The 23,051-nt window shown below is 34.6% G+C and carries 16 protein-coding genes; 5 read left to right on the forward strand and 11 right to left on the reverse strand.

Annotated elements, in window-relative coordinates; translation table 11 throughout:
• Positions 1–31 precede the first annotated feature (31 nt).
• Together ASE40_RS09295 and purL are read left to right on the forward strand one after the other, a co-directional pair.
• On the forward strand, positions 32–1,876 hold the full coding sequence (locus ASE40_RS09295; protein ID WP_057116667.1) for an endonuclease: 1,845 nt from the start codon (positions 32–34) through the stop codon (positions 1,874–1,876).
• Between the two features lie 394 nt (positions 1,877–2,270).
• Positions 2,271–5,924 carry a phosphoribosylformylglycinamidine synthase gene (gene purL / locus ASE40_RS09305; RefSeq protein WP_057116669.1) on the forward strand — a complete coding sequence of 1,218 codons (3,654 nt, stop codon included), beginning with the start codon at positions 2,271–2,273 and terminating at the stop codon, positions 5,922–5,924.
• Positions 5,925–6,155: 231 nt separating this feature from the next.
• On the opposite strand, the gene ASE40_RS09310 is transcribed toward purL, so the two are convergent.
• Positions 6,156–6,437 carry a hypothetical protein gene (locus ASE40_RS09310; protein WP_128414959.1) on the reverse strand — a complete coding sequence of 94 codons (282 nt, stop codon included), beginning with the start codon at positions 6,435–6,437 and terminating at the stop codon, positions 6,156–6,158.
• A gap of 242 nt (positions 6,438–6,679) precedes the next feature.
• Between ASE40_RS09310 and ASE40_RS09315 the strand changes: the two genes are divergently transcribed.
• The 3 genes from ASE40_RS09315 (at position 6,680) to ASE40_RS09325 (ending at position 11,617) form a co-directional block, all read left to right on the forward strand.
• Complete coding sequence (locus tag ASE40_RS09315; protein ID WP_057116671.1) at positions 6,680–9,091, forward strand: TonB-dependent receptor domain-containing protein; 2,412 nt, start codon at positions 6,680–6,682, stop codon at positions 9,089–9,091.
• 134 nt (positions 9,092–9,225) lie between these two features.
• Entirely contained in the window at positions 9,226–9,660 is a 435-nt protein-coding gene (locus tag ASE40_RS09320; RefSeq protein ID WP_057116672.1) for a hypothetical protein, read from the forward strand.
• Positions 9,661–9,838: 178 nt separating this feature from the next.
• The gene (locus ASE40_RS09325; RefSeq protein ID WP_057116673.1) at positions 9,839–11,617 is read left to right on the forward strand and encodes an AMP-dependent synthetase/ligase; all 1,779 of its coding nucleotides are present in this window, start codon (positions 9,839–9,841) and stop codon (positions 11,615–11,617) included.
• A 55-nt stretch (positions 11,618–11,672) separates the two neighbouring features.
• On the opposite strand, the gene ASE40_RS09330 is transcribed toward ASE40_RS09325, so the two are convergent.
• From ASE40_RS09330 to ASE40_RS09375, 10 genes are all read right to left on the reverse strand, one after another.
• Positions 11,673–12,218 carry a 3'-5' exonuclease gene (locus ASE40_RS09330; RefSeq protein WP_057116674.1) on the reverse strand — a complete coding sequence of 182 codons (546 nt, stop codon included), beginning with the start codon at positions 12,216–12,218 and terminating at the stop codon, positions 11,673–11,675.
• 129 nt (positions 12,219–12,347) lie between these two features.
• A complete protein-coding gene (locus tag ASE40_RS09335; protein WP_057116675.1) occupies positions 12,348–12,851 on the reverse strand; it encodes a hypothetical protein in 504 nt (167 codons plus the stop codon).
• Positions 12,852–14,095: 1,244 nt separating this feature from the next.
• On the reverse strand, positions 14,096–14,722 hold the full coding sequence (locus tag ASE40_RS09340) for a hypothetical protein (protein ID WP_057116676.1): 627 nt from the start codon (positions 14,720–14,722) through the stop codon (positions 14,096–14,098).
• A gap of 87 nt (positions 14,723–14,809) precedes the next feature.
• Positions 14,810–15,079 (reverse strand): hypothetical protein, encoded by a 270-nt coding sequence (locus ASE40_RS09345; protein ID WP_057116677.1) that lies wholly within the window; start codon positions 15,077–15,079, stop codon positions 14,810–14,812.
• A gap of 270 nt (positions 15,080–15,349) precedes the next feature.
• On the reverse strand, positions 15,350–16,408 hold the full coding sequence (locus ASE40_RS09350) for a DNA polymerase beta superfamily protein (RefSeq protein WP_057116678.1): 1,059 nt from the start codon (positions 16,406–16,408) through the stop codon (positions 15,350–15,352).
• A gap of 15 nt (positions 16,409–16,423) precedes the next feature.
• Positions 16,424–16,993, reverse strand: a complete 570-nt coding sequence (locus ASE40_RS09355) for a peptidylprolyl isomerase (protein WP_057116679.1) — start codon at positions 16,991–16,993, stop codon at positions 16,424–16,426.
• Between the two features lie 29 nt (positions 16,994–17,022).
• On the reverse strand, positions 17,023–17,772 hold the full coding sequence (locus ASE40_RS09360) for a DNA polymerase beta superfamily protein (protein ID WP_057116680.1): 750 nt from the start codon (positions 17,770–17,772) through the stop codon (positions 17,023–17,025).
• A 144-nt stretch (positions 17,773–17,916) separates the two neighbouring features.
• Positions 17,917–18,717, reverse strand: a complete 801-nt coding sequence (locus tag ASE40_RS09365; RefSeq protein WP_057116681.1) for a TatD family hydrolase — start codon at positions 18,715–18,717, stop codon at positions 17,917–17,919.
• Between the two features lie 282 nt (positions 18,718–18,999).
• The gene (locus ASE40_RS09370) at positions 19,000–20,421 is read right to left on the reverse strand and encodes an RtcB family protein (RefSeq protein ID WP_057116682.1); all 1,422 of its coding nucleotides are present in this window, start codon (positions 20,419–20,421) and stop codon (positions 19,000–19,002) included.
• A gap of 383 nt (positions 20,422–20,804) precedes the next feature.
• A complete protein-coding gene (locus tag ASE40_RS09375; protein ID WP_057116683.1) occupies positions 20,805–23,045 on the reverse strand; it encodes a hypothetical protein in 2,241 nt (746 codons plus the stop codon).
• Between the last annotated feature and the right edge of the window lie 6 nt (positions 23,046–23,051).

Genomic DNA, 23,051 nt, shown 5'->3' on the forward strand with positions numbered 1-23,051 from the left:
ATTTATTAACCCAAATCTTAACTATTAATTTATGAAAAAAAACTACTTTTTATTCTTATTGATGTTTACCGCTGTTGGTTTTGCTCAAATTCCATCCGGCTACTACAACACGGCAACTGGCACAGGTTATACCTTAAAAACTCAATTGTACAACATTATCAAAGGACATACTGATAACGGTTATGCAGGTTTATACACAACCTACCAAACATCTGACGTTGACAATTTTTACGAAAACGACGGAACAGTTTTAGACATGTATTCTGAAAATCCATCAGGAACAGATCCTTACAACTACAGTACTGGAAGCACGCAAAGATGCGGCAGCTATTCTGTAGAAGGCGATTGTTATAACAGAGAACACATTATTCCGCAATCTGTTTTTAATGAGCAGTCTCCAATGGTTGCCGATGCACATTTTATTACACCAACAGATGGAAAAGTAAACGGAATGCGTTCTAATTACCCACACGGCACTGTAAGTTCTGCTACATATACTTCTCAAAACGGAAGTAAATTGGGATCAAGTTCAGTATCTGGATATTCTGGAACTGTATTTGAACCTATCAATGCTTTTAAAGGTGATATTGCGAGAATGTATTTTTATTTTGCAACCCGTTATGAAAATACAGTTGCAGGTTATTCATATGCTATGTTTGATGGTTCAAGCAATAAAGTTTTTACAACTGCTTTTCTAAATACTTTATTAGCCTGGCATGCTCAAGATCCTGTTAGTGCAAGAGAAATTGCTAGAAATAATGCTATTTATGCACGTCAAGGCAATAGAAATCCATACATAGACCATCCAGAATATGTAAATCAAATTTGGGGCGGAACATCTTCTACAGATACTCAAGCGCCAACTGCACCTGCTAGTTTGGCTTCAACATCAAAAACTGCAACTTCAATTACACTTGCTTGGAATACCTCTTCAGATAATGTTGGAGTTAGAGGTTATGATGTTTACGCCAACAGTGCTTTAAAAACAACTGTTACTGGGTTAACAGCAACAATTACTGGATTAACAGCTTCTACCACTTATTCTATTTATGTAAAAGCAAAAGATGCAGCTGGAAACACTTCTGCTTCAAGCAATACAATTTCAGTTACAACCAACAGCAGCGGAACTGGAACAGCAACCGACTTACTTTTCTCTGAATACATTGAAGGTTCTGGAAACAATAAAGCGTTGGAAATTGCCAATAATACAGGAAGTTCGGTTAGTTTAGCTGCTTATACGATCAAAAAACAAACTAATGGTGCTGGTTCTTGGAGCACAGGTTTGGCTTTAACGGGAACATTAACAACTGGAAGTAAATTTGTAATTGTAAACAGTTCCATTTCTTCAAGCTGTTTTTCTACAAGTTCAGCCAATATTTCGACAACGGCAACTGAATTGACTTTTAACGGAAATGACGCTGTAGGTTTATTCAAAAACGGAGTACTAATTGATATCATTGGAACTTTTAATGGCGGAACAGCTAATTTTGCTATTGATGTTACTTTAAGAAGAAAATCTACTGTGACTTCTCCAAGTACAACTTTCAATTTAAGCTCACAATGGGACTCTTATACAACCGACACGTGCGGCAACTTAGCAAGCAAACAAGCGCTGCCAATTGAAGAGGAAATTGCTGAAACATCAGAGGATATTGTTATTTTTCCAAATCCGTCAGATGGAAATTTCAATGTTGGTTTAAACAATTTTGAATCTCCTTACTCAATAGAAATTATTTCTTTTAATGGACAAAAAGTGTTTGAAAAACAAAATAGTACAGATGCTGTAATTACCGCAGGAAATCTTCCAAAAGGAATTTATCTAGTTAAAATTGTCAAAGACTCTAAAACTATTATTGAAAAGATAATTATTAACTAAGTCAGAAAACTATATTTTCACGCAGATTTTACAAAATTAAACCTGTTTAATCACTAAAATCTGCGTGAAATAATATACTTCGCAGAACTTTTTCACTTTATAAACTGAAAAAAATCCGCAAAATTTGCAAAATCTACGAAAAACAAAAGGTTTGGTAATTTTGGATTTTTCGTGGCTCAAAAATTGCCGTCATTTTCATAATCTTCTTGAAATAAAAACCTTTGCAAAAGACTTTGATTCAAAAAAAGTTTATGACTTTGCATCCATTGTGGTTAAACGAAATCTGCCAGAAAAAAGCAGTTTTACATTTTTTCTAAAGACTTTGTTATCAAATTTGCGCTTACTATTTATTTAAACTAAATTTGCAGCTCAATACAACAAACTACACATCACAATGATCCATTTCTTTGAAAACCAAAGCAAAACTGTTTTTGCCGTACAAACGCAAAACGAAATTTCAGCTCAAGACATTTCAAAATTAAACTGGCTATTTGCCGACTCGAATAAGATCGAAAAATCCGCATTGACGGGTTTTTTTGTTGGTCCACGCGCCACTATGATCACACCTTGGAGCACAAATGCTGTAGAAATCACTCAAAATATGGGTGTTCCGGGCATTATCAGAATTGAAGAATTTCATCCTGCAACGGAAGATTTTACTGATTTTGATCCGATGCTTTTTCAAAAATTCAATGAATTAGATCAAGAGATTTTTACTATCAACATTCAGCCGGAACCAATTCTGGAAATTGATGATATTGCAGCTTACAACAAAGTTGAAGGTTTAGCTTTAAGCGAAGAAGAAGTAAATTACTTAAATAATCTTGCTGCAAAACTTGGAAGAAAATTAACCGATTCTGAGATTTTTGCTTTCTCACAAGCCAATTCAGAACACTGCCGCCACAAAATTTTCAACGGAACTTTTGTAATCGATGGTGAAGAAAAAGAGACTTCTCTTTTCAAATTAATTAAAAAAACATCTCAGGAAAATCCTAACGATATCGTGTCTGCTTACAAAGACAACGTTGCTTTTGTAAAAGGACCAAAAGTGCAGCAGTTTGCACCAAAATCTGCTGACAAACCTGATTTTTACGAAATAAAAGAATTTGATTCTGTTATCTCATTAAAAGCAGAAACACACAATTTCCCAACAACAGTTGAGCCTTTCAACGGAGCTGCAACAGGTTCTGGAGGAGAAATTCGTGACCGTTTAGCGGGTGGACAAGGTTCTCTGCCTTTAGCAGGAACTGCTGTTTACATGACTTCATATTCTCGTTTGAACAATGACAGAAAATGGGAAAATGCTCTTGAAGAAAGAAAATGGTTGTATCAAACGCCAATGGATATTTTAATCAAAGCTTCAAACGGAGCTTCTGATTTCGGAAATAAATTTGGGCAGCCACTTATTACAGGTTCTGTTTTAACTTTCGAACATTCAGAAAACGACCGTAAAATTGGTTACGATAAAGTAATCATGCAGGCGGGAGGAATTGGTTACGGAAAATTAGATCAATCTATCAAACAAAAACCACAAGAAGGTGATAAAATCGTAATTCTTGGTGGAGAAAATTATAGAATCGGAATGGGTGGTGCTGCGGTTTCATCTGCAGATACTGGTGCTTTCGGTTCAGGAATCGAGTTGAATGCAATTCAGCGTTCAAACCCTGAAATGCAAAAACGTGCTGCTAACGCCATTCGTGGTTTAGTAGAAAGCGACAATAACCCAATTGTTTCGATTCACGATCACGGTGCAGGTGGACACTTAAATTGCCTTTCTGAATTAGTGGAAGAAACTGGAGGTTTGATCGATTTAGATAAATTACCAGTTGGAGACCCAACACTTTCTGCAAAAGAAATTATTGGTAACGAATCTCAGGAAAGAATGGGATTGGTTATTGGTCAAAAAGATATTGATACGTTGCAAAGAATTGCCGACAGAGAGCGTTCGCCAATGTATCAGGTTGGAGATGTAACCGGAGATCACCGTTTTACTTTTCAATCACAATCAAATGGTTCAAAACCGATGGATTATGCTTTAGAAGATTTCTTCGGAAGTTCTCCAAAAACGGTTATGACAGATAAAACTATCGATAGAAAATATGCTGATGTTGCTTACAACGCAGGGGATTTCGAAAGTTATTTAAAAGACGTTTTACGTTTAGAAGCTGTTGCCTCAAAAGACTGGTTAACAAACAAAGTGGACCGTTGTGTGGGTGGAAAAGTGGCAAAACAACAAAATGCAGGTCCGTTACAATTGCCTTTGAATAATGTTGGAGTTATGGCTTTGGACTATTTAGGAAAAGAAGGAATTGCAACTTCTATTGGGCACGCTCCTATTGCTGCGTTAATTGATCCTGTTGCGGGTTCTAGAAATGCAATTGCAGAATCCTTATCAAACATTATCTGGGCACCAATTAAAGATGGTTTAAAAGGAATTTCACTTTCTGCAAACTGGATGTGGGCTTGTAAAAACGAAGGTGAAGACGCTCGTTTATACGCTGCTGTTGAAGGTTGTTCAGATTTTGCAATCGAATTGGGAATCAACATTCCGACAGGAAAAGATTCACTTTCGATGAAACAAAAATATCCAAACGACGAAGTAATCGCGCCGGGAACGGTTATTATTTCTGCTGGAGGAAACTGTACAGATATCAGAAAAGTAGTTGAGCCAGTTTTACAGAAAAACGGAGATTCTATTTATTATATCAATTTGTCTCAGGATGATTTCAAATTAGGAGGTTCCTCTTTTGCACAAATTAGAAACACAATCGGAAACGAAACTTCTACTATTAAAGACGCTTCTTTCTTTAAAAATGCTTTTAATACCATTCAGGAATTAATCGGCGAAAGCCAGATTTTAGCAGGTCACGATATCGGAAGCGGTGGTTTAATTACTACTCTTTTAGAATTGTGTTTTGCTGATGTGAATCTGGGAGCTAAAATTGATTTCTCACCATTCGCAGAAAAAGACTTATTGAAAATTCTTTTCGCAGAAAACATCGGAATTGTTTTCCAAGCTAAATCTGATGCAGCTGTTGAAGCTAAATTAAACGCGAATAATATCGAATTCTTCAAAATTGGTTCAGTTCAAGAAACTGCCACTTTAGAATTTGCAGATTACAAATTGGATATTCCAGCTTACAGAGATGTTTGGTTCGAGACTTCTTATTTATTAGATCAAAAACAATCTAAAAACGGAAGAGCTCAGGCACGTTTTGAAAACTATAAAAATCAGGTTTTAAATTATACTTTCCCTGCTCACTTTACAGGAAAAAAACCAGAAATCGACAATTCTAAACCAAGACCAAAAGCAGCAATTATCCGCGAGAAAGGAAGTAATTCTGAGCGTGAAATGGCAAATGCTATGTACTTAGCCGGCTTTGATGTAAAAGACGTTCACATGACGGATTTAATTTCTGGACGTGAAACCTTAGAAGATATTCAGTTTATTGGTGCAGTTGGAGGATTCTCTAACTCAGATGTTTTAGGTTCTGCTAAAGGCTGGGCCGGAGCTTTCTTATACAACGAAAAAGCCAAAACAGCTTTAGATAATTTCTTCAAAAGAGAAGATACCTTATCTGTCGGAATTTGTAACGGATGCCAGTTGTTTATGGAATTGGAAGTGATTAATCCAGAGCATGAAGTTCACGGAAAAATGCTTCATAACGAAAGCCAGAAACACGAAAGTATCTTTACTTCTGTAAAAGTTCAGGAAAACAATTCGGTTATGTTATCGACATTGGCTGGAAGTACTTTAGGAGTTTGGGTTTCTCACGGAGAAGGTAAATTCAAATTGCCTTATGCAGAAGATCAATACAACATTGTTTCTAAATACGCTTACGAAGGTTATCCTGCAAACCCTAACGGTTCTGATTATAACACCGCAATGATGTGTGACAAAACTGGAAGACATTTGGTTATGATGCCTCATATTGAGCGTTCGACTTTCCAATGGAACTGGGCGCATTATCCAAAAGACAGAAACGATGAAGTTTCACCTTGGCATGAAGCGTTTGTAAATGCAAGAAAATGGATTGAGAAAAACTAAAAAATATATTTTAAAAGCGCCCGAATTTATCGGGCGTTTTTTTTTATAGCCACGAATTACACGAATTTCCACTAATTAATTATTAGTCTAAAAAATAGCAACAGATTAAGGATAGAAGGATTTTTATTCATCGCTCATCCTAATAAATTGAAACTAATTCGTGGAAATTCGAGCAATTCGCGGCAAAAAAACCTCGGCACTATCCCCAAATAAGCCGAAGCATTTCATATTTCATTCCTTAAAAGCTGATGCAATTCCGGTAACAATATTCGCTGTTCCGAAGGCAAATAATCCAGAAGCAATTGCAGCTTGTCCAGAAAAAAATTGACTTTCGCGAATTACAGCACTAAAAATTGTTCCGCCAGCCAGTCCGGCAATTAAACCTAAACCAATTGTCGAAATAATCCACCAAGGTTCTGGTTCAGGAATTGGCGGTTTTTTCAAAAATCTTCTCCACCAGCCCGGATATTTAGTTCCGCACCAGCCCATCGCTAAGAAAAAAGCAGTTTCCATAATATTAGTTTTATGTGTTGCCTACTCGTTTGCTTTTCGGCTTCCGCATTTTGACGGGATAAAAGTAGGATTAGAAATTTTTAAAAAGTCAATGAAATTTCCTGTTTTTAAAAGGGGAAAAACACCTTTTTTTTAAAATTTGGAGTTTCATTAAGGAACCATTAGTCTATACTAAGACTAACTTAATAATATCTTAAGATGCTTTCTTCTTCGGTATTTCAGTTGATAAATAACTTTGCGGTATGAAAAAATGGAAACAAAATTTAGCTGCCGCAATTATCTTATTTGCCTTAAGCCAATATTCTTTTAGCCAAAAAACAAATGCTATAAATGGAACTATTTCAGATGGAAAAGCTCCAATCGAATTTGTCGACGTAGTTTTAAAACCAGTTACTGATACAACCAAAACTGCAGCTTATGCCGTTACTGATGCTTCTGGAAAATTCATTATTGAAAATATAAATCCTGCCGATTATGTTTTAAAATTTAGATTAATTGGTTTTAAAACAGCTATTCAGAAAATAAAATATTCAGGTTCTTCTATTGCTCTCGGAAATATCGTTTTACAGGAAGATGCCAATTTACTGAACACAGTTGTTGTAAAATCAGAAAAAAAGCAAATTGAGAAAACGGCCGAAGGTTTTGTATTTAATGCTGTTTCTAATATTTCCCAGTCTGGCGGAACTGCAATTGATATGCTAAAAAACATTCCGACTGTGGCTGTTGATGCAGATGATGCTGTTTCGTTAAGAGGAAAAACACCTTTGATTTTAATTAACGGAAAAAATTCTGCTATTACCAATATGAATCAGATTCCAGCAAGCAGTATCGAAAGTATTGAAATTATTACAAGTCCAACTGCAAAATACGATGCTAGTGCAGAGAGCTGTATTATTAACATAAAACTCAAGAAAAATAATTCAAACGGAATAAACGGTGCAGCGGTTCTAGGAAGCGGTTTTGGTGCAAAAGGCAGAATTAATAGTTCGGTTCTTTTAAATCATAAAACGGATAAATGGAATGTGGGTCTTGCCTATGACAATCGTTTTGCTGGAAGAACTAAAAGAATAAAAGGTGAAAGAACGAATTATTTTATTGATGATGAACATTTTATCAATCAAAATAGAAGCGACCAGCGAACTGAAGGTTTGCAAAATTTGAAGTTTAATGTAGATTTTTCTCCAAATGAAAGAAATACTTTTTCGTTTGAAGCACTCGGAAACATTGAAAATCAAGATAATGATGAAACATTAAGAACAGCTATTTTTAAGAGTTCAAATGAATTTTACTCTAGTAACAAACGTCATTCGCTAGAATTAGAGCGTTCAAAAGTCGCAGAATTTGCTTTTAATTATGATCGAAAATTTTCTGATGATAGAAAAAGTTTAAACGCCAGCATTACGACTTCGTTTAATTTTGATAGAGAAAACACCGATATTGATACTGACAATTATGATGAAAATCAGATACAAATTGGCGACACTTTTTGGCAGAGAACTCACAATTACGAAAAAGAAAATATCTCAAATGCCATTTTAAATTACGCATTCCCTATTTCAGAAAAAACTATTATTGAAACTGGATATAAAGGAACTTTTAGATTCTTTAATTCTGATTTTCAAAGTGCAGATGAAATCAATAATGAATATGTGATTAATCCGCTAGCCAGCAATATTTTTGATTTTAATGATCAAATAAATGCTGTGTATGGACTTTTAAATTCTTATTCAGGTGCCAAAGAGAATCCGAAATGGAAATACAATTTAGGTTTACGCGCAGAAAATGTTTCAAACAATGGAGCAACACAAAACAATAGTGACCGCTTTAATAATGATTATTTAAAACTTTTTCCTTCGGGATCAATTCAATTAAATTTAAAATCGGATGAGTCTTTAAAATTCGGTTACAGCAAACGTATTAATCGTCCAGATTTAGATGATTTGAATCCGTTTATTGATATTACAGATGCATTGAATCCGCATGGAGGGAATCCGTATTTGAAACCAGAAATTATTCATATTATCGAATTGAATTATAATAAAGAGTGGAATAATTCTTCTCTTTCTGGAAATATTTTTTATAGAAATGCCAATAATACCATTAGACAATATGCCATTTTACAAGATAACGGAGTGGTTTTATTACAGCCTCAAAACATTGGAAACACCGTTACTTACGGACTCGAAACGATTTTCAGTTTTAAACCGATTTCTTTTTACGATGCCAATATTAGTGTAACTGCTTTTGAACAAAATATCAATGCCGATAATTTAGCACAAGTTCAAGATATTGTCAGCAGCGCTTTCAGCTGGTACGGAAAAATGATTAATAATTTTACGCCTTGGAAAGGCGGAAAACTTCAGGTTATTGGCAACTATAATTCTGCCGTTGCAACTCCGCAGGGAAAACGAATTCCGATTTACAATGTAGATATGGGTTTTCAGCAGAAATTAGGAAAAGGAAATGCCAGATTGGGTTTGGTAGTTACTGATATGCTTAACACTTTAGAAAGCGGTTATAAAAACAGCACTTTATTGTTTAGAAACAATAGAACTTCTAAATCTGATACTCGAGCTTTGATGCTGACTTTTGCTTATACTTTTAAATCTGATTTTAAAGAAAAATTACTCGAAAATCAGTTTTCTACAGAGTAAAAAACTGACCAAAAATAAATAAATTTCATTCTTGTATTTTTAAGCTTCCATTCTATTAAAAAAATGGATTATATTCGCTCAGAAAAAATCAGCCGCTAGATTTTTTAAGCCCAAAAACATTAAACCTACATAGAATGAAATTTTTAAAATTACTTTTTATTTTCAGCTTATTTTTTGCTGCCACAACATCACATTCACAAGTTCACGTAGATCAAATTACGCACAATTCTAAAGATCGTTTTATTACTACTACAATCAATTATCCTGTTTCTGGAACTTATGCGCCAATTGGACAAAAGCAGCCTATTACGGTTTTAAATCCAGACGGAACTGGTTTTATTCAGGCTGATGATTTGAGCAAACAAAAGATCAATTGGGGAATTGAGTGTACAGAAGAAGGAGTTCCTGTTTTTAAAGAAGGCTTCAATAGCGCCTCTTACACCTTTTGGTACAGACCAAATGATAGTGAAGAATGGTATTACTCGCAATTCTCGATTCATTTTGCCAAGAAAAAAATGTTCTTAATGGGAGAGCGAGTAAAAGAATATGAAGATTACAATGTTCAATAATCTGTAAAAAATGGTCCTGCTATTAAATTTTTCTTGGTTTTTATGAAAGTTTACTATAAAAAAGAAAACGTTTTCGTTGAATTTTGATAGTCTCTATAAATTTTCCCATAAAATTTCATAAAATAAAAAATTATACCTAAATTTTATTTAATTTGCAGTAAAATTCAATATATTAAACATGGTTTCAATCACACGCCTTTTTGATTTTCCCTATTATCAACAAGAAACTTACAACCTCCCAGTTGCTCTTGCAACCAAAAAAAATGGAGTCTGGGAAAAAACATCTAGCCAGGAATATATTGCAAAAGCAAATGCTGTTTCAAGAGCATTATTGCGCATGGGCGTTAAGAAAGATGATAAAATTGCCTTAATTACTTCAAATAACAGAACCGAATGGAATATCATGGATATTGGTATTTTGCAGACTGGTGCTCAGAATGTTCCTATTTATCCAACTATTGCTGAGGAAGATTACGAATATATTTTAAACCACAGCGGCAGTATTTACTGCTTTGTTTCTGATGATGAAGTATATCAAAAAGTACAGGCTATTAGAGCGAATGTACCAACTTTAAAAGAGGTTTATTCTTTTAATGAAATTCCAGGCTGCAAACATTGGTCTGATCTATTATTAGCAGGAGAAGACGAAAGCAACCAAAACGAAGTTGAAGCTATAAAAGACAGCATTAAAACAGACGATTTAGCGACTATTATTTATACTTCTGGAACGACAGGAAAACCAAAAGGTGTTATGCTTTCGCACAAAAATATTGTTTCAAATGTTTTAGACAGTGCACCAAGAATTCCTTTTGATGCCGGAAAAAGTACTGCTTTAAGCTTCTTACCAATCTGTCATATTTTTGAAAGAATGATTTTGTACATCTATCAATATTATGGTGTTTCGGTTTATTTTGGCGAATCTATTGATAAAATTAGTGATAACTTAAAAGAAGTTCGTCCAACAGTTATTACAGCTGTTCCAAGACTTTTGGAGAAGGTTTACGATAAAATTTATGCTAAAGGTGCTGAATTAACCGGCATTAAGAAAAAACTATTTTTCTGGGCTATTGATTTAGGTTTAAAATATGAGCCATACGGAGCAAACGGATTTTGGTATGAATTCCAATTAAAAATTGCCCGCAAACTTATTTTCAGTAAATGGAAAGAAGGTTTGGGCGGAAACCTGGATTTAATGGTTTCTGGAAGTGCGGCTTTACAGCCTCGTTTAACAAGAGTTTTTGCTGCTGCAGAAATTCCGGTTATGGAAGGTTACGGTTTATCTGAAACATCTCCGGTAATCGCTGTAAACGATCAAAGAAACAAAGGTTTTAAAATTGGAACCGTTGGAAAACCAATCCGCAACATAGAAGTTAAAATTGCCGAAGACGGAGAAATTCTTTGTAAAGGACCAAACGTAATGTTAGGCTATTTCAAAGATCCTGAAAAAACGGCTGAAGCTTTACAAGACGGTTATTTCCACACAGGAGATATCGGTGAAATTGACAGCGAAGGTTTCTTAAAAATTACCGATCGTAAGAAAGAAATGTTCAAAACTTCTGGAGGTAAATATATTGCACCGCAAATGATCGAAAATGCCATGAAACAATCTCGTTTTATTGAGCAGATTATGGTTGTTGGTGAAGGCGAAAAAATGCCTGCAGCTTTTATTCAGCCAAACTTTGAATTTGTAAAAGAATGGGCTAAAATTCATAAAATTACATTAGGAAGCACAGATAAAGAAATCAGCGAAAATCCAGAAGTAATTAAACGTATTGATAGTGAAGTGGAAGAAATCAATAAAAAATTCGGACACTGGGAACAAATCAAACGTTTTGAACTTACGCCAGATGTTTGGTCTATCGACGGAGGACAATTGACTCCTACGCTGAAATTAAAACGTAAAATCATCAAAGAGATTTATAAAGATCTGTATGCTAAAATTTATGGTCAGAATTAAATCAGAATAATATAACCAAAAAGAAAACGGCTGTCGATAATTTTGACAGCCGTTTTTAATTTTGAAGACACCAACGCAAAATCTTCGCGATGTTTTTGGCATCATCAATACCGCGGTGATGGGTTCCTTCCAGCGGAATATTCAATAATTCAAGTGCACCATTCATTCCGGTTGGTTTTACTAATCCAAACTTTTCGGCAAAATGGGTTTTCACATTAATATGTTCATCAGCCATCGGATACGTCACTCCAAACGATTTACACTGCTTTTTAAGCATATTTAAGTCGTACTGACCGTAACTTGCCCAAGTATATAAATCGGGGTTGTATTGGTCGATTAACTGATTCACGGCTTCCTCAAAAAGAACTCCATTTTTATCCAGCAAATCTTGAGTTATAGTAGTTAACTCTGTACAAAACAGACTCACACTCGAAAGCTGGGGCCTGATCAGAATACCTTGATTCTTCGTAATTTCTCCCGTTTGCGTATCTAAAACCGCTAACCCGATTTCGATAATTTCATTTTCCTGTCCTTGTGGGACTGCACTCTGCCAGCATGTGGCTTCTAAATCGATAATAATAATTTTATCTGTTGTTTTCATTTTTTTAATTTTTTAATAATTGTTTTTTTAACCGCTAAGAACGCTAAGATTAATTTCACGCAGATTTAGAAGATTTTGTATAATCTTTTTAATCCTTTATCCCGATCGCTATCGGGAGTGGCTAGAAACCTAGAAGAACATGCTTTTAAAATCTAGAAAGAAACTTCTTTTCTTAGACTTTTTTTCATGCTTCTCTTTTTTCGCAGCACTTTTCTTTTTCAAAACTTCTTTAGCTTTCTCCATTCGTTTCACTGGTTTTATTTCCTCAGTTTTAGAATTTTCGTAAAACTTTTTGAAAGGACGCGGCTCGAAATCAACCAAAATTGCAGCCATATTTATAGCATCAATGTTTGACGGATCTGTTTCACCTTTAAAGAAAGTCTCGATAGGTCTAAACTTATCTTTTTTCTCCTTAAATTTATTCTTTTTACTATGATCGAAATCTAAGCCCAATAGATTACTGAAAACATTCAAATCATCTTTTGTTGGGTTATTTTCGAAAATCAGCCAGCACAAATCACGAAGTTGTCCGCGAGAAGGTTTGTACAAATAATCAAAGTATTTACCTTCTTTTTCGGTCTCGTATTTTTTTCTAATTGCTTTTTTGTATTTTTCTAATGTATTGTTTTGCATGGTATTTTTTTTTTTTGCAATTCTTGGGAATCTCAGGAAATCGAAGGTTTTTCTGGGAAATCCAATATCACAAAAGTTAAAAGCACCCTTGCTCTACCAGAGAAATATCTCTAAATGATATATATAATCTCCCTAAAATTCACCCTTTCATTCCATAGGTTAATCAGTTTCAAATCCATTTTTTTACTTGAGGCATATGACGACTCGCTAAACTCCACTGTTTCTGTTTGATCACTATGATCCGACCTAAGTCCACTTTTTTGATTCATCCTTAAATTTTTATTATTAAACTAAATTTTTTACGTCGCGACGATTTCTTTACGAACAAATATTACAATCGCCCTGAGCATTTATTTTGCGTACTTCTTTAATTTTCTATCCCGAAGCTTCGAGACTGAGTTGCTAAGTTTTCAAACCTTTGTACCTCTGTACCTTTGAACCTTTGCACCTCAACAAAAAAAAGCACCCAATTATAAGGTGCTTCATAACAAATACGATATAACTATCTTATTGCCTATATTGATGCACCAACATGTAAAAGCATTCACGCTCCGAAGGCGCGGCTACTAATCCTGGGTTGTGTATGTATAATTTAAAACTCATTTTATTTATTTTTTAATTGTTGTTGTTGTTTTTCTGAAACTCATTGTTTCGATTTTGTCTGGCAAAGATATGATGGAAAAAATCATATTTCCAAATATTTTTTAAGATTATTTTTCTGACTATCAATTAGTTACATGAAAAATTAAGACAAAGAAATTCCTGTCCGCAAACTGGTGCAGATCTCTATTTTATATCAAATGACTGTTACTCATCAGATTACTTTCCAAGACTATATCTCTCTATTTTGATTAATCATTAAACATATTGGTTAAATATTTTTTTAGTTTTTTTTAGTTCTGGTTTGTTTTCTTTATCATTTTGTTATCACGTTTGAACAATTTCATTGTCATACTGAGCGTCCCGAGACTTCGGGAAAAATGCTTTTAAACAAAAAAAGCGTCCCGAATTAGGACGCTTTTTATATTTTATGATGAGTTACACTCTAAAATTACATTTCACTTTCATAAAAATACATATAGCGTCCTGCCATCTCAGCGGGAAAATCTCCTGCTAAAAGTTCAAAACTTGATTTAATTGAAAGTATCATATGTATTTTTCTGTTTATTAATTACAGATACAAATGTAGTATATTTTAGATTAATTTAACAAAATATATTTAAAATATATTTTTTTATAACAAATTAAAGTTGGTAAAATTGATCCGTAAGATAGAAAACTGTATCAATGAAAAATAAATTATTATAAAAAGTCAGAACATTTTCATCATGTAAATCTTCAAGAATAATACCTAATTCATCATTAAAATAGTCATTATTTCTAGTATTAACAAAACCGTTTGAGTTTAAAAAATGTTTCACATTCTCTAATTCTGTTGCACTATCAGATTGAACAAATTTTTGTTCCACTACAGCATAAAGTACTTCTGCTTGTTCATAAAATCCAATTAATTGATATGCAGTATCTGGAAAGAAATAATTGTTCAGCAACAAATTATTGAAATAATCTTTCCAAGATTCATAATATATACTATCATTAAGCTTGATTACTTTATGCTTGTTCTGAAGATAAACTTTTTGCTCTGCACCTGAAGATATAAAAGCATGAATATTTATGTATGTAATCCAAAAACTATTTCGATCGCAGAATTGTTTTATTAACGCTGTTTCTTCACTTTTGATTTGCTTGCTTGACTTAAGCGCTCTGCTTGCGCTCTCGCTTTCTCTAAGGTAACGGGAGATTGTTTGGATAGAATTTCCATGCCTAACTTGGCTCTTTCCTGAAATGATATTTTGTAATTCATTTTTCATGAAGTTTAAAGTTCAAAGATAAAGTTTTTATCAATACATCTTTCAAACCCTGCAATACCAAGCTTGCAGAGTTTTGATTTTATGTTATTATCTATTACTGGCACAAGCCTTATAAATCTGCTTCTCCGAAAATGGCGATAAGGTTTCCGCCAGATTACGGCTGGTTCTTAAACAGCTCAGTATTTTTTGCCTTAAATTGATATCGTCGCCAAACTCTGTATGCATTAAAATCTCGAAGATTTCCTGCAAATACATGGGCTGTTCTTTGTAATCTCCCTCAAACAATTCGTCTGAAAGGAAATTAATTACGGATGGCACTACATCACGATGTGTTGGTTTTTGATTTTCTTTTGTCATTTTCTGAAAATATTAAACGCACGAAACCCTCATCTTCGGTTGTGACAAAACATTCTTATCGAATGAGATTAGGGCTATCACTAGCTCCAGCAACGTGAATGAGGGCTTCGCTTATGTTAACTTATAAAGTTTCAAAGTTCTCGATTGCCGATAAAATGTTTTGTCGAGAACAAAGATATGCTTTTATTTAAAAAAGAAAGAAAAAACTTACTTTTTTTATTGTTGTTTAGATTATAATACTGAATCAAAGTTTGAAAACAAAGATAGAAATTACTGATATAATTGTTCTCTAATTTCAATTAAGCTTTGAAGTACCATATCTTGATCTGGTTTATCAGGAAGATTGGAAGTTAGATAATGACTTTCTATTGAAGCAATTAAATTGTCTGCCATTTCAAGTAAATCATCATATTCTTTATTTCCAGCTTTTATATCTAATAAATCAGCCCGATTTGAAACACGAATATTCAATTTTCCTGTGGAAAGAATTTGTTCAGCAGTTTGCAAAAGGCGAATTGTATGCATCATATTTTTACTGTCATAATTCTTTCCGTGCTGCTGATTCGTGTTATAACGATCATCGTTTCTTTTTTCAATCCAGTTCCAATATTCAGTGTATTCTTTGCAATATTTTGAATAACCATCTTGATTGCAAGACAAATAACCAATCAGCTTTTCGTTTTTTGGAATTGATGAAAGTGAAACTTCATTAGAATTTGTTTTCTGAATAATTCCTTTATAACCTAAAGACTTCTTTTCGTCATAAAACATGGCAAACATTCCTCTTGAATTAGGAAGATTTACTAAACCAATCTGTTCCTGATTCCAATTGTTTTCTTGTAGAAACTCTAATAGTGGAATAGTTTCATAACCCTTTAAAACATAACAAAAATCCAAAAGCCTTTTCTTTTCTTTTGGTAACGGATTTACAATTTTTTTGTTCAAACCTCTTGCCTTTTTTATTTGTGTTACAGCATAACCCGCAAAAGAATCTTTACAGAGTTTCGAAAGAAAATCTTCTATCTTTAATTTCTCCATTAAAGGATGTTTGTATAAAATACAATCATCAGGCGAAGCCAAAATCTCCAAGATATTTGGATTATTTTTAAGCAATAATTCTACAAAACGACCAATTTCATAATAAACCTCATCATTAGTCTCGTTACTAATCTGCGGAATATAATTTAATCCAAAGAATTTTTCTTTAGGAAGATAATAAACACCTTTAATATCTGTATCCGATGTTGGCGTATTTAACCCAAAAGACTTGCTTCCTGAAATAACTTCGAAAAGGATAAGGTTTTGAGATTTTATATCTTGGATAGTCATAGATTATTTATTATTTTATTCAGTTAAGCTCAAAATGTAAAGAATTGATTTAGGATAATCATTATAGGTCTTCAAAACAACATAGTACCATTTATTTTCAGGAATATCGACTTCAAACAGATCATTTTTTTTATGATTTTTAATTGCATCTTCAAAAGTCTTATGCATAATTCCTTCATTAAACCATCCTAAATCACCTTTATTAATATTACCATCCATATTGTAAATAACAGCTAGTTCTCCAAACGATTTGCCGTTTTTATACGATTTGATAATCTCTTGCCTTTTTTTATTAATAACATTAACATTTAACTTACTGCCATCTAAATAAATATAACTCACTCTCATTGAAACAATAGATTCTGTTTTTACAATTCGATCTTTATGTATCATATCTTTTTCTAGAAATCTATTTTTATAATAATCGAGACTATCAGTACTAATTTCGAAAGTAGTAATTTCAGCTTTTGGATTCAATTTAACAAAATTCTCTGCCTCTTCAATAGAATTTATTTCTTTTAAACTTTGAGAAGAAACAGTTGTTAAACAAAGAAAACTAATTGGTAATAGTAAATACTTTAACATAACACAATGGATATTTAAAAACAATGATTTTAATTTAAAATTTCTCTTCTAAAAAACAAATCTAACTCCTCACTCAATTTATTTCCACTTCGTAGTTTATATGCATTTTCTTGATTAAATTTTACCGTTTCCAATAAAAAATCAGTAATCAAGTTTTCTTTTCGATGTAGATATTTTTCATCGTGAGTGACTTTTATTTCTTGCAGTTCCAATATTTTTTCTTGTATATTTTTCGGTGCAATTGGCAATAAATCTGTAAAAACTATTGGCGGAAAAGTATTATTTTCTATAATCCATTTTCCAGCTAAAGCAGTTCTTAAAGCGTAAAAATAACTTTTAAGTTTTACTTCGTGAATTTCGCATACTTCCATAAAGTTTTTTGTCGTTCCTAAATAGTGATGTAAAACCGCTATTGGCGAGAAACATTCTAAAGCCAATTTCTGCATTTGTTTTACAAAATCATCATTTTGGAAATACACTATTGGTGAAAACAACCACTCGATCAAAGGTGCATTAGATTTTGCTAATAACTTTACAGATTTCCGTAAGTCCCAGCCAGAGCCGTCAAGATCATCTTCAGTCATAAACTCTATTACATCAGGTTTTTCCCAAAGTGATAAATAATATTCAGGTTTGTGTTTGTATATAAAACGGATATCATAATCGCTGTCCGGAGAAGCAAATCCCCATGCACGACTTCCTGATTCTACAGCAAAAAGTATTTCTACATTTTTCTGTATTTCTATTTCTTTTAATTTTTGAAGTATTTTTTCTTTCATGATTGTTATCAAATATAAATTAAAAGCCTTTAAACTCAGTAAATATACCTGATTTAAAAGCCAACTTTTTTGCCGCTAAGGCACTAGGATACAAAGTTTTTTTTACTTTTAACATTGTGCCTTTGTATCTTCGTGGCAAAAATGCTAAATCTTAAAAAAATCCTTAGCATTCCTCGTCGTTTCCTCCGCAACCTTATCCAAAGCAATTCCTTTAAACTGTGCAATTGTTCCGGCAACATACGGTAAAAAAGCTGGTTCGCAACGGCGTTCCTGGTATTTTTTCAAAAGGCTGTTCGGGACATTTTTAGGAAGCATAAACGGCGCATCGGTTTCGATCATCATTCGGTCGAGCGGTACGTACTGAATGACTTCTTTTAAATGGCTGAAACGTTTGGCATCTGAAATCGCTCCCGTAAAACCCAGATAAAATCCGTTATCGAGATAGGTTTTGGCTTCTTGCAGCGTACCCGTAAAACAATGCACAACGGCTTTTGGCAATTGCGGTAAATAGTCTTTGGTGATATTCATAAAGCTGTCAAAAGCGGCTCTTTCGTGCAAAAACAAAGATTTCTGTACTTCGATTGCCAATTCTAATTGGGCTTTATAACATTCTTCCTGTTTCTTTCTGGGCGAAAAGTCACGATCAAAATCGAGTCCGCATTCCCCAACCGAAACGACTTGTTTCTGCTTTAATAAATTCCGCAGTCGTGAAATGCTTTTTTCATCAAAACTCTTCGCATCATGCGGATGAATTCCAGCCGTCGAATATAATATTCCCGGATATTGTTTTGCGATTTCTAATGAAGCTTCGCTGTTTCGTACGCTTGTGCCCGTGAGTATCATCTGCGATACGTCGGCGTCGAGCGCGTCTTGTACGACATCGTCTATGTCGTTTTGGAATTGTTTGTTGGTCAAATTAATTCCGATATCTATGTATGTTTTCATTTCTTTTTTGTTTTTGCCACTAAGGCGCTAAGGCACAAAGTTTTCTATTCTTTGGTGTGGTTATTATTATTTTTTAAGCGTAATATTTGTCATTTCGATCCCGAGGCTTCGGGAGAGAAATCTCCACAAGTAGCTCCGCAACGTGAGTTTAATCTTTGTAGAGTTTCTCGTGGAGATTTCTCTCCCGAAGCCTCGGGATCGAAATGACATAAAATGAGAGAAATCGCTGTGATGAGAAAACTTAGAATCTTAGCATCTTAGAACCTCAGTATCTCAAAAATACTAGTCTTCACGGCTTCCGTCATCTGCCATTCTCACCAATTTCGGTGTAAACTTCGCAACCACATCAACCAAATCCTGTTGTGCTTCCATCACTTGGTTGATATCTTTATACGCCATTGGGGCTTCGTCCAGACCTGCACCAATAAGCGTAACGCCATGATCTTGAAGGATAGATTTCATCTCTGTTTTGGTAATGTTTTTTATAGCTTGGGTCCTGCTCATTTGTCGTCCTGCTCCGTGTGAAGCCGAATTAATGGCGTTCTCCTCGCCTTTTCCTCTCACCAAAAATCCTGGCGCGGTCATACTTCCCGGAATGATTCCCATAACGCCTTTTCCTGCTGGAGTTGCTCCTTTTCTATGCACGATCACTTCTTCGCCATTCCAGATTTCTTTCCACGCAAAATTATGGTGGTTTTCGACTTTGGCTAAAATCGTCGCACCCAAAGCGCGTTCCATTTTGTTATGAATAATCTCGTGACAAGCCGAAGCATAATCGCCCGCCAAATTCATCGCCATCCAGTATTCCTGACCCAATTGTGAGTTCATATCCAGATACGCTAAGTTTTTGGCCACTTCGGGAAGTTTACATTCGTCTTTGGCAATTTTAGTATAATGTCCCGCAATTGTGGCACCCATTCCGCGCGAACCAGAATGCGTTAACAAAGCGACATATTTTCCTTTTGGGATATTCAAAACCGCATCGTCTTGCGCAAATTCCATGATTCCGAATTCCACAAAGTGATTTCCACCACCCGAAGATCCTAATTGTGACCAGGCTTTATCTTTCAAATTCTTCACAAACGGATTCATGTTAAATGTATCGTTCTCCAAAACCGCATGATCCGATTTGTACTGACCGTGAAAACCGTGACCTGCTCCAAAAATAGAATTGGCAATTAATTCTTTTTTGAATTTGGCTTCATTTTCAAAGTAAAAATCCTCAGGAATATCATAAACCGACAACGCCATTCTACACCCAATATCAACCCCAACACCATACGGAATAATGGCATTTTTTGTGGCTAAAACTCCGCCAATCGGCAGTCCGTAACCTTGGTGTGCGTCTGGCATTAAAGCTCCTGCAACCGTAACCGGCAATTTCATGGCCACTTCCATTTGTTTTCTGGCTCCGTCTTCGATATGATCTAATCCGTAAGCCGAATACGCATTCGGATTCTGATTTAAAGCAATAAAATCTTCTGGTTTTTCATTCGATTTTTCGATTAAAGCAACAGCCAGTTTGCTGAAGATTTTATCGTCTATATAATTCTCCGGAGTTTCTAAGACGTTTTTGAAATTGGCAATCATTTCGTCTCTTGTGAATCCGTTTCTTTTGCTGTTTATTTTTAAGGCAATCCCAATTATTTTTCCTTCTGGGAATCCTAATTCTAATATATCTGTACCGTTTATTTGTGTTTTCATTACTTGTTTTATTTTGATAGTACAAAGGTGGTTTAGTACTGCGCAATTATTTTGCGCAGTTTTTTTATTTCTCGCAAAGTCGCTAAGATTTTATTTTTTAAGCCACAGATTATGAGGATTAAAATGATTTTTTTTTCTCATTTTTTGTCATTTCGATCCCGAGACTTCGGGAGAGAAATCTTCGCAAGCAACTCCGCAACGTGAGTCCAATCTTTGTCGAGCTTCTTGTGGAGATTTCTCCTTCGTCGAAATGACAATTGCGCAGAAAAAACTGGGCGTCTCTGCGAGATTAAATTTACCAAACTTTGCGGAGACGCACAGCAGTACGCCTCTACAAAACCTTTGTCCCTCTGAACCTTTGCCTCTTTGTACCTTAATTAAACCTAATCCACTAATAATTGCGTAACCACCGCTGGATTCATTGCCCATTGCGCTGTATACATCTCATCGGCATTTTGATCTTCGGTGATTGTTAAGCCTTGAGCTTCCGCTTTAAGCTGTAACAAACTACCAATATTCAATTTGCTGTTTAGTTTTGATAATAACGCCTGAACGCCTTTGAAATCCAAACCGCCTACAACCTGACCTCCGAAAGTCATCTCTAACCAAACGATTTCTCTTTTGGCTACATCCAACACTCCAAAAACCAAACCTTTGGCAACATTCTGCGTCACACGAACCTGATGATCTACACACGACGGATCGTATGCTACACCCGTTTTCTCCGAAATTTTCATCGGGTGTTTACTGTTCATCCAACCAACAATTAAATTTGGCGTAATACTTCCGTTGCTGTACGCATTACAAGTAAAAGTTACAAATTTAGCTTTGGCCTTCGCCAATTCGTCGATGTTGATGTTGATATATTCGGCCGTTCCAATTTTATTCGGAATACTTCTGATATCACCACTATGCTGGCAACCAGTTGTAGTCAATCGGCTGAAAGAACAAATATCTGAACGGTCTTCGTAAGCGATATGACAGCTCAAATCCATATCTAAATGCTGTGCTGGCAAATCTTTCCCCCATTGCATAAACAATCGCACTTCGCTACCTTCAACTGGGAAACGTGTTCCCATTAAAGCAACCGGCAAATCCTGAACGGTTTCGCTTCGATCTCCTATAGAAACCGGAATATTAAACAACTGCGGATCGATATACATTGTTTTGTTGGTGTTCTCAATTTTTGCAAATCGTTTTTTCATGGCCAAAAGACACAATTCTTCGATCTGGTTTTTCATTGCTTCCAACTGAACATCATCATACAATTTCAATAAACCGTTTGGTTCGATTCTTTTGTTTGTGCCACCCAAAGGTTTCACACTTCTCTGCATGTTTTTATCAAAGTAATTTTGCGCATACATATTTAAAGTAAACACCAATCGAGCCGGAACTTTATCGATGATTTCTTCAAAATGGGCAATCGTTTCTTCTGCCCCAAACCATAACATATTCGAAAATAACGAACGTGCAAACAATCCCGGACGTTGTTTTAATAACGTAAATGTTTTATCGGCATCAAATTTCAATCTTGATGAGTCTACTTTGCTTTGCCAAACATCATACACTTGGTTGTAGAACACATCCATTAAAAAGTTCAATTTCTCAAACCCTTTTCTTTTGCTGTATTCTGCCAAACGAAGCGCTCGAATAAAACGAACCCACATTCCTCTTTTTGGATGCATAATTTCGCACATGGCTTCAACGTCCATGTTCATATTGTTTAACCAGTTTGCTACCATTAAACATTCTTTTCTTGAATATTTAAGTTTCAAATCTTTTGCAGATGCAATTCTAGCCTGCGCACTTGTATCCAAAGAATTATGAAAATGCTGACCATTTTTAGTCGCTCTTTTGACAATCGTTTTTGGTTCGATAGTCTGCAGCATTCCAGTATTTTTATACCATAAATATCTTAAGATATCAGTTGGAGTTTTTAAAAATTGAGATGCTTCGGCTTCTTTACCGTTTTCAATCAAAAGATCGATCACAAGCATTAAAGTTTCCTTCATTGCAACATCAACTTTTGGCAAAAGCAAATTTTGCATCGCCATTTTTAAACTATCTACCTGAGTAGCGTCCAAAGCCGTTTTTGACTGCAATAATGAGATATAGAAATCGTTTAAATCTTTTTCTGTCCACAATTCAAGCACTTTCAATTTGCTTCCCTGACCGAAATTTTCGATTTTTCCAAATTCAAATGGAGTTCCACAGAACGGGCAACCGTTGTATCTTTCTAATGGAAAAGTATTATCTGGGATAACATGTCCGCATTGTAAAGTTGTTCCGTTTTTTGTTTTAAAAACATTTCCGAAATACGTGATAATATGATCTACAACAGATTCTCCCGTTGGGATATTCCATTCTTTCACTAAAGGCGTCCAGTTTTTATCTGTTCCTAAAACTTCTCTCAGCACTTCTAAAACTTCTACTTTATAATTTGGGTTTACGTTGTTTAAAGCGTGCAATAACGATTCGGAAAATGTAAATCCAAGTTTAGAAACATTGGCTAACAAAACTGAAGTAGTTCCTGATAAATTTTTAATATCATTCGAAATCATTTCTGATGGAATGAAAATGGCATTTTGACGTAAACTGATTTTTAATAATTCTCTTGTTTTCATTTTTTT

Source organism: Flavobacterium sp. Root935, from assembly GCF_001429295.1.
Taxonomy (GTDB): Bacteria; Bacteroidota; Bacteroidia; order Flavobacteriales; family Flavobacteriaceae; genus Flavobacterium.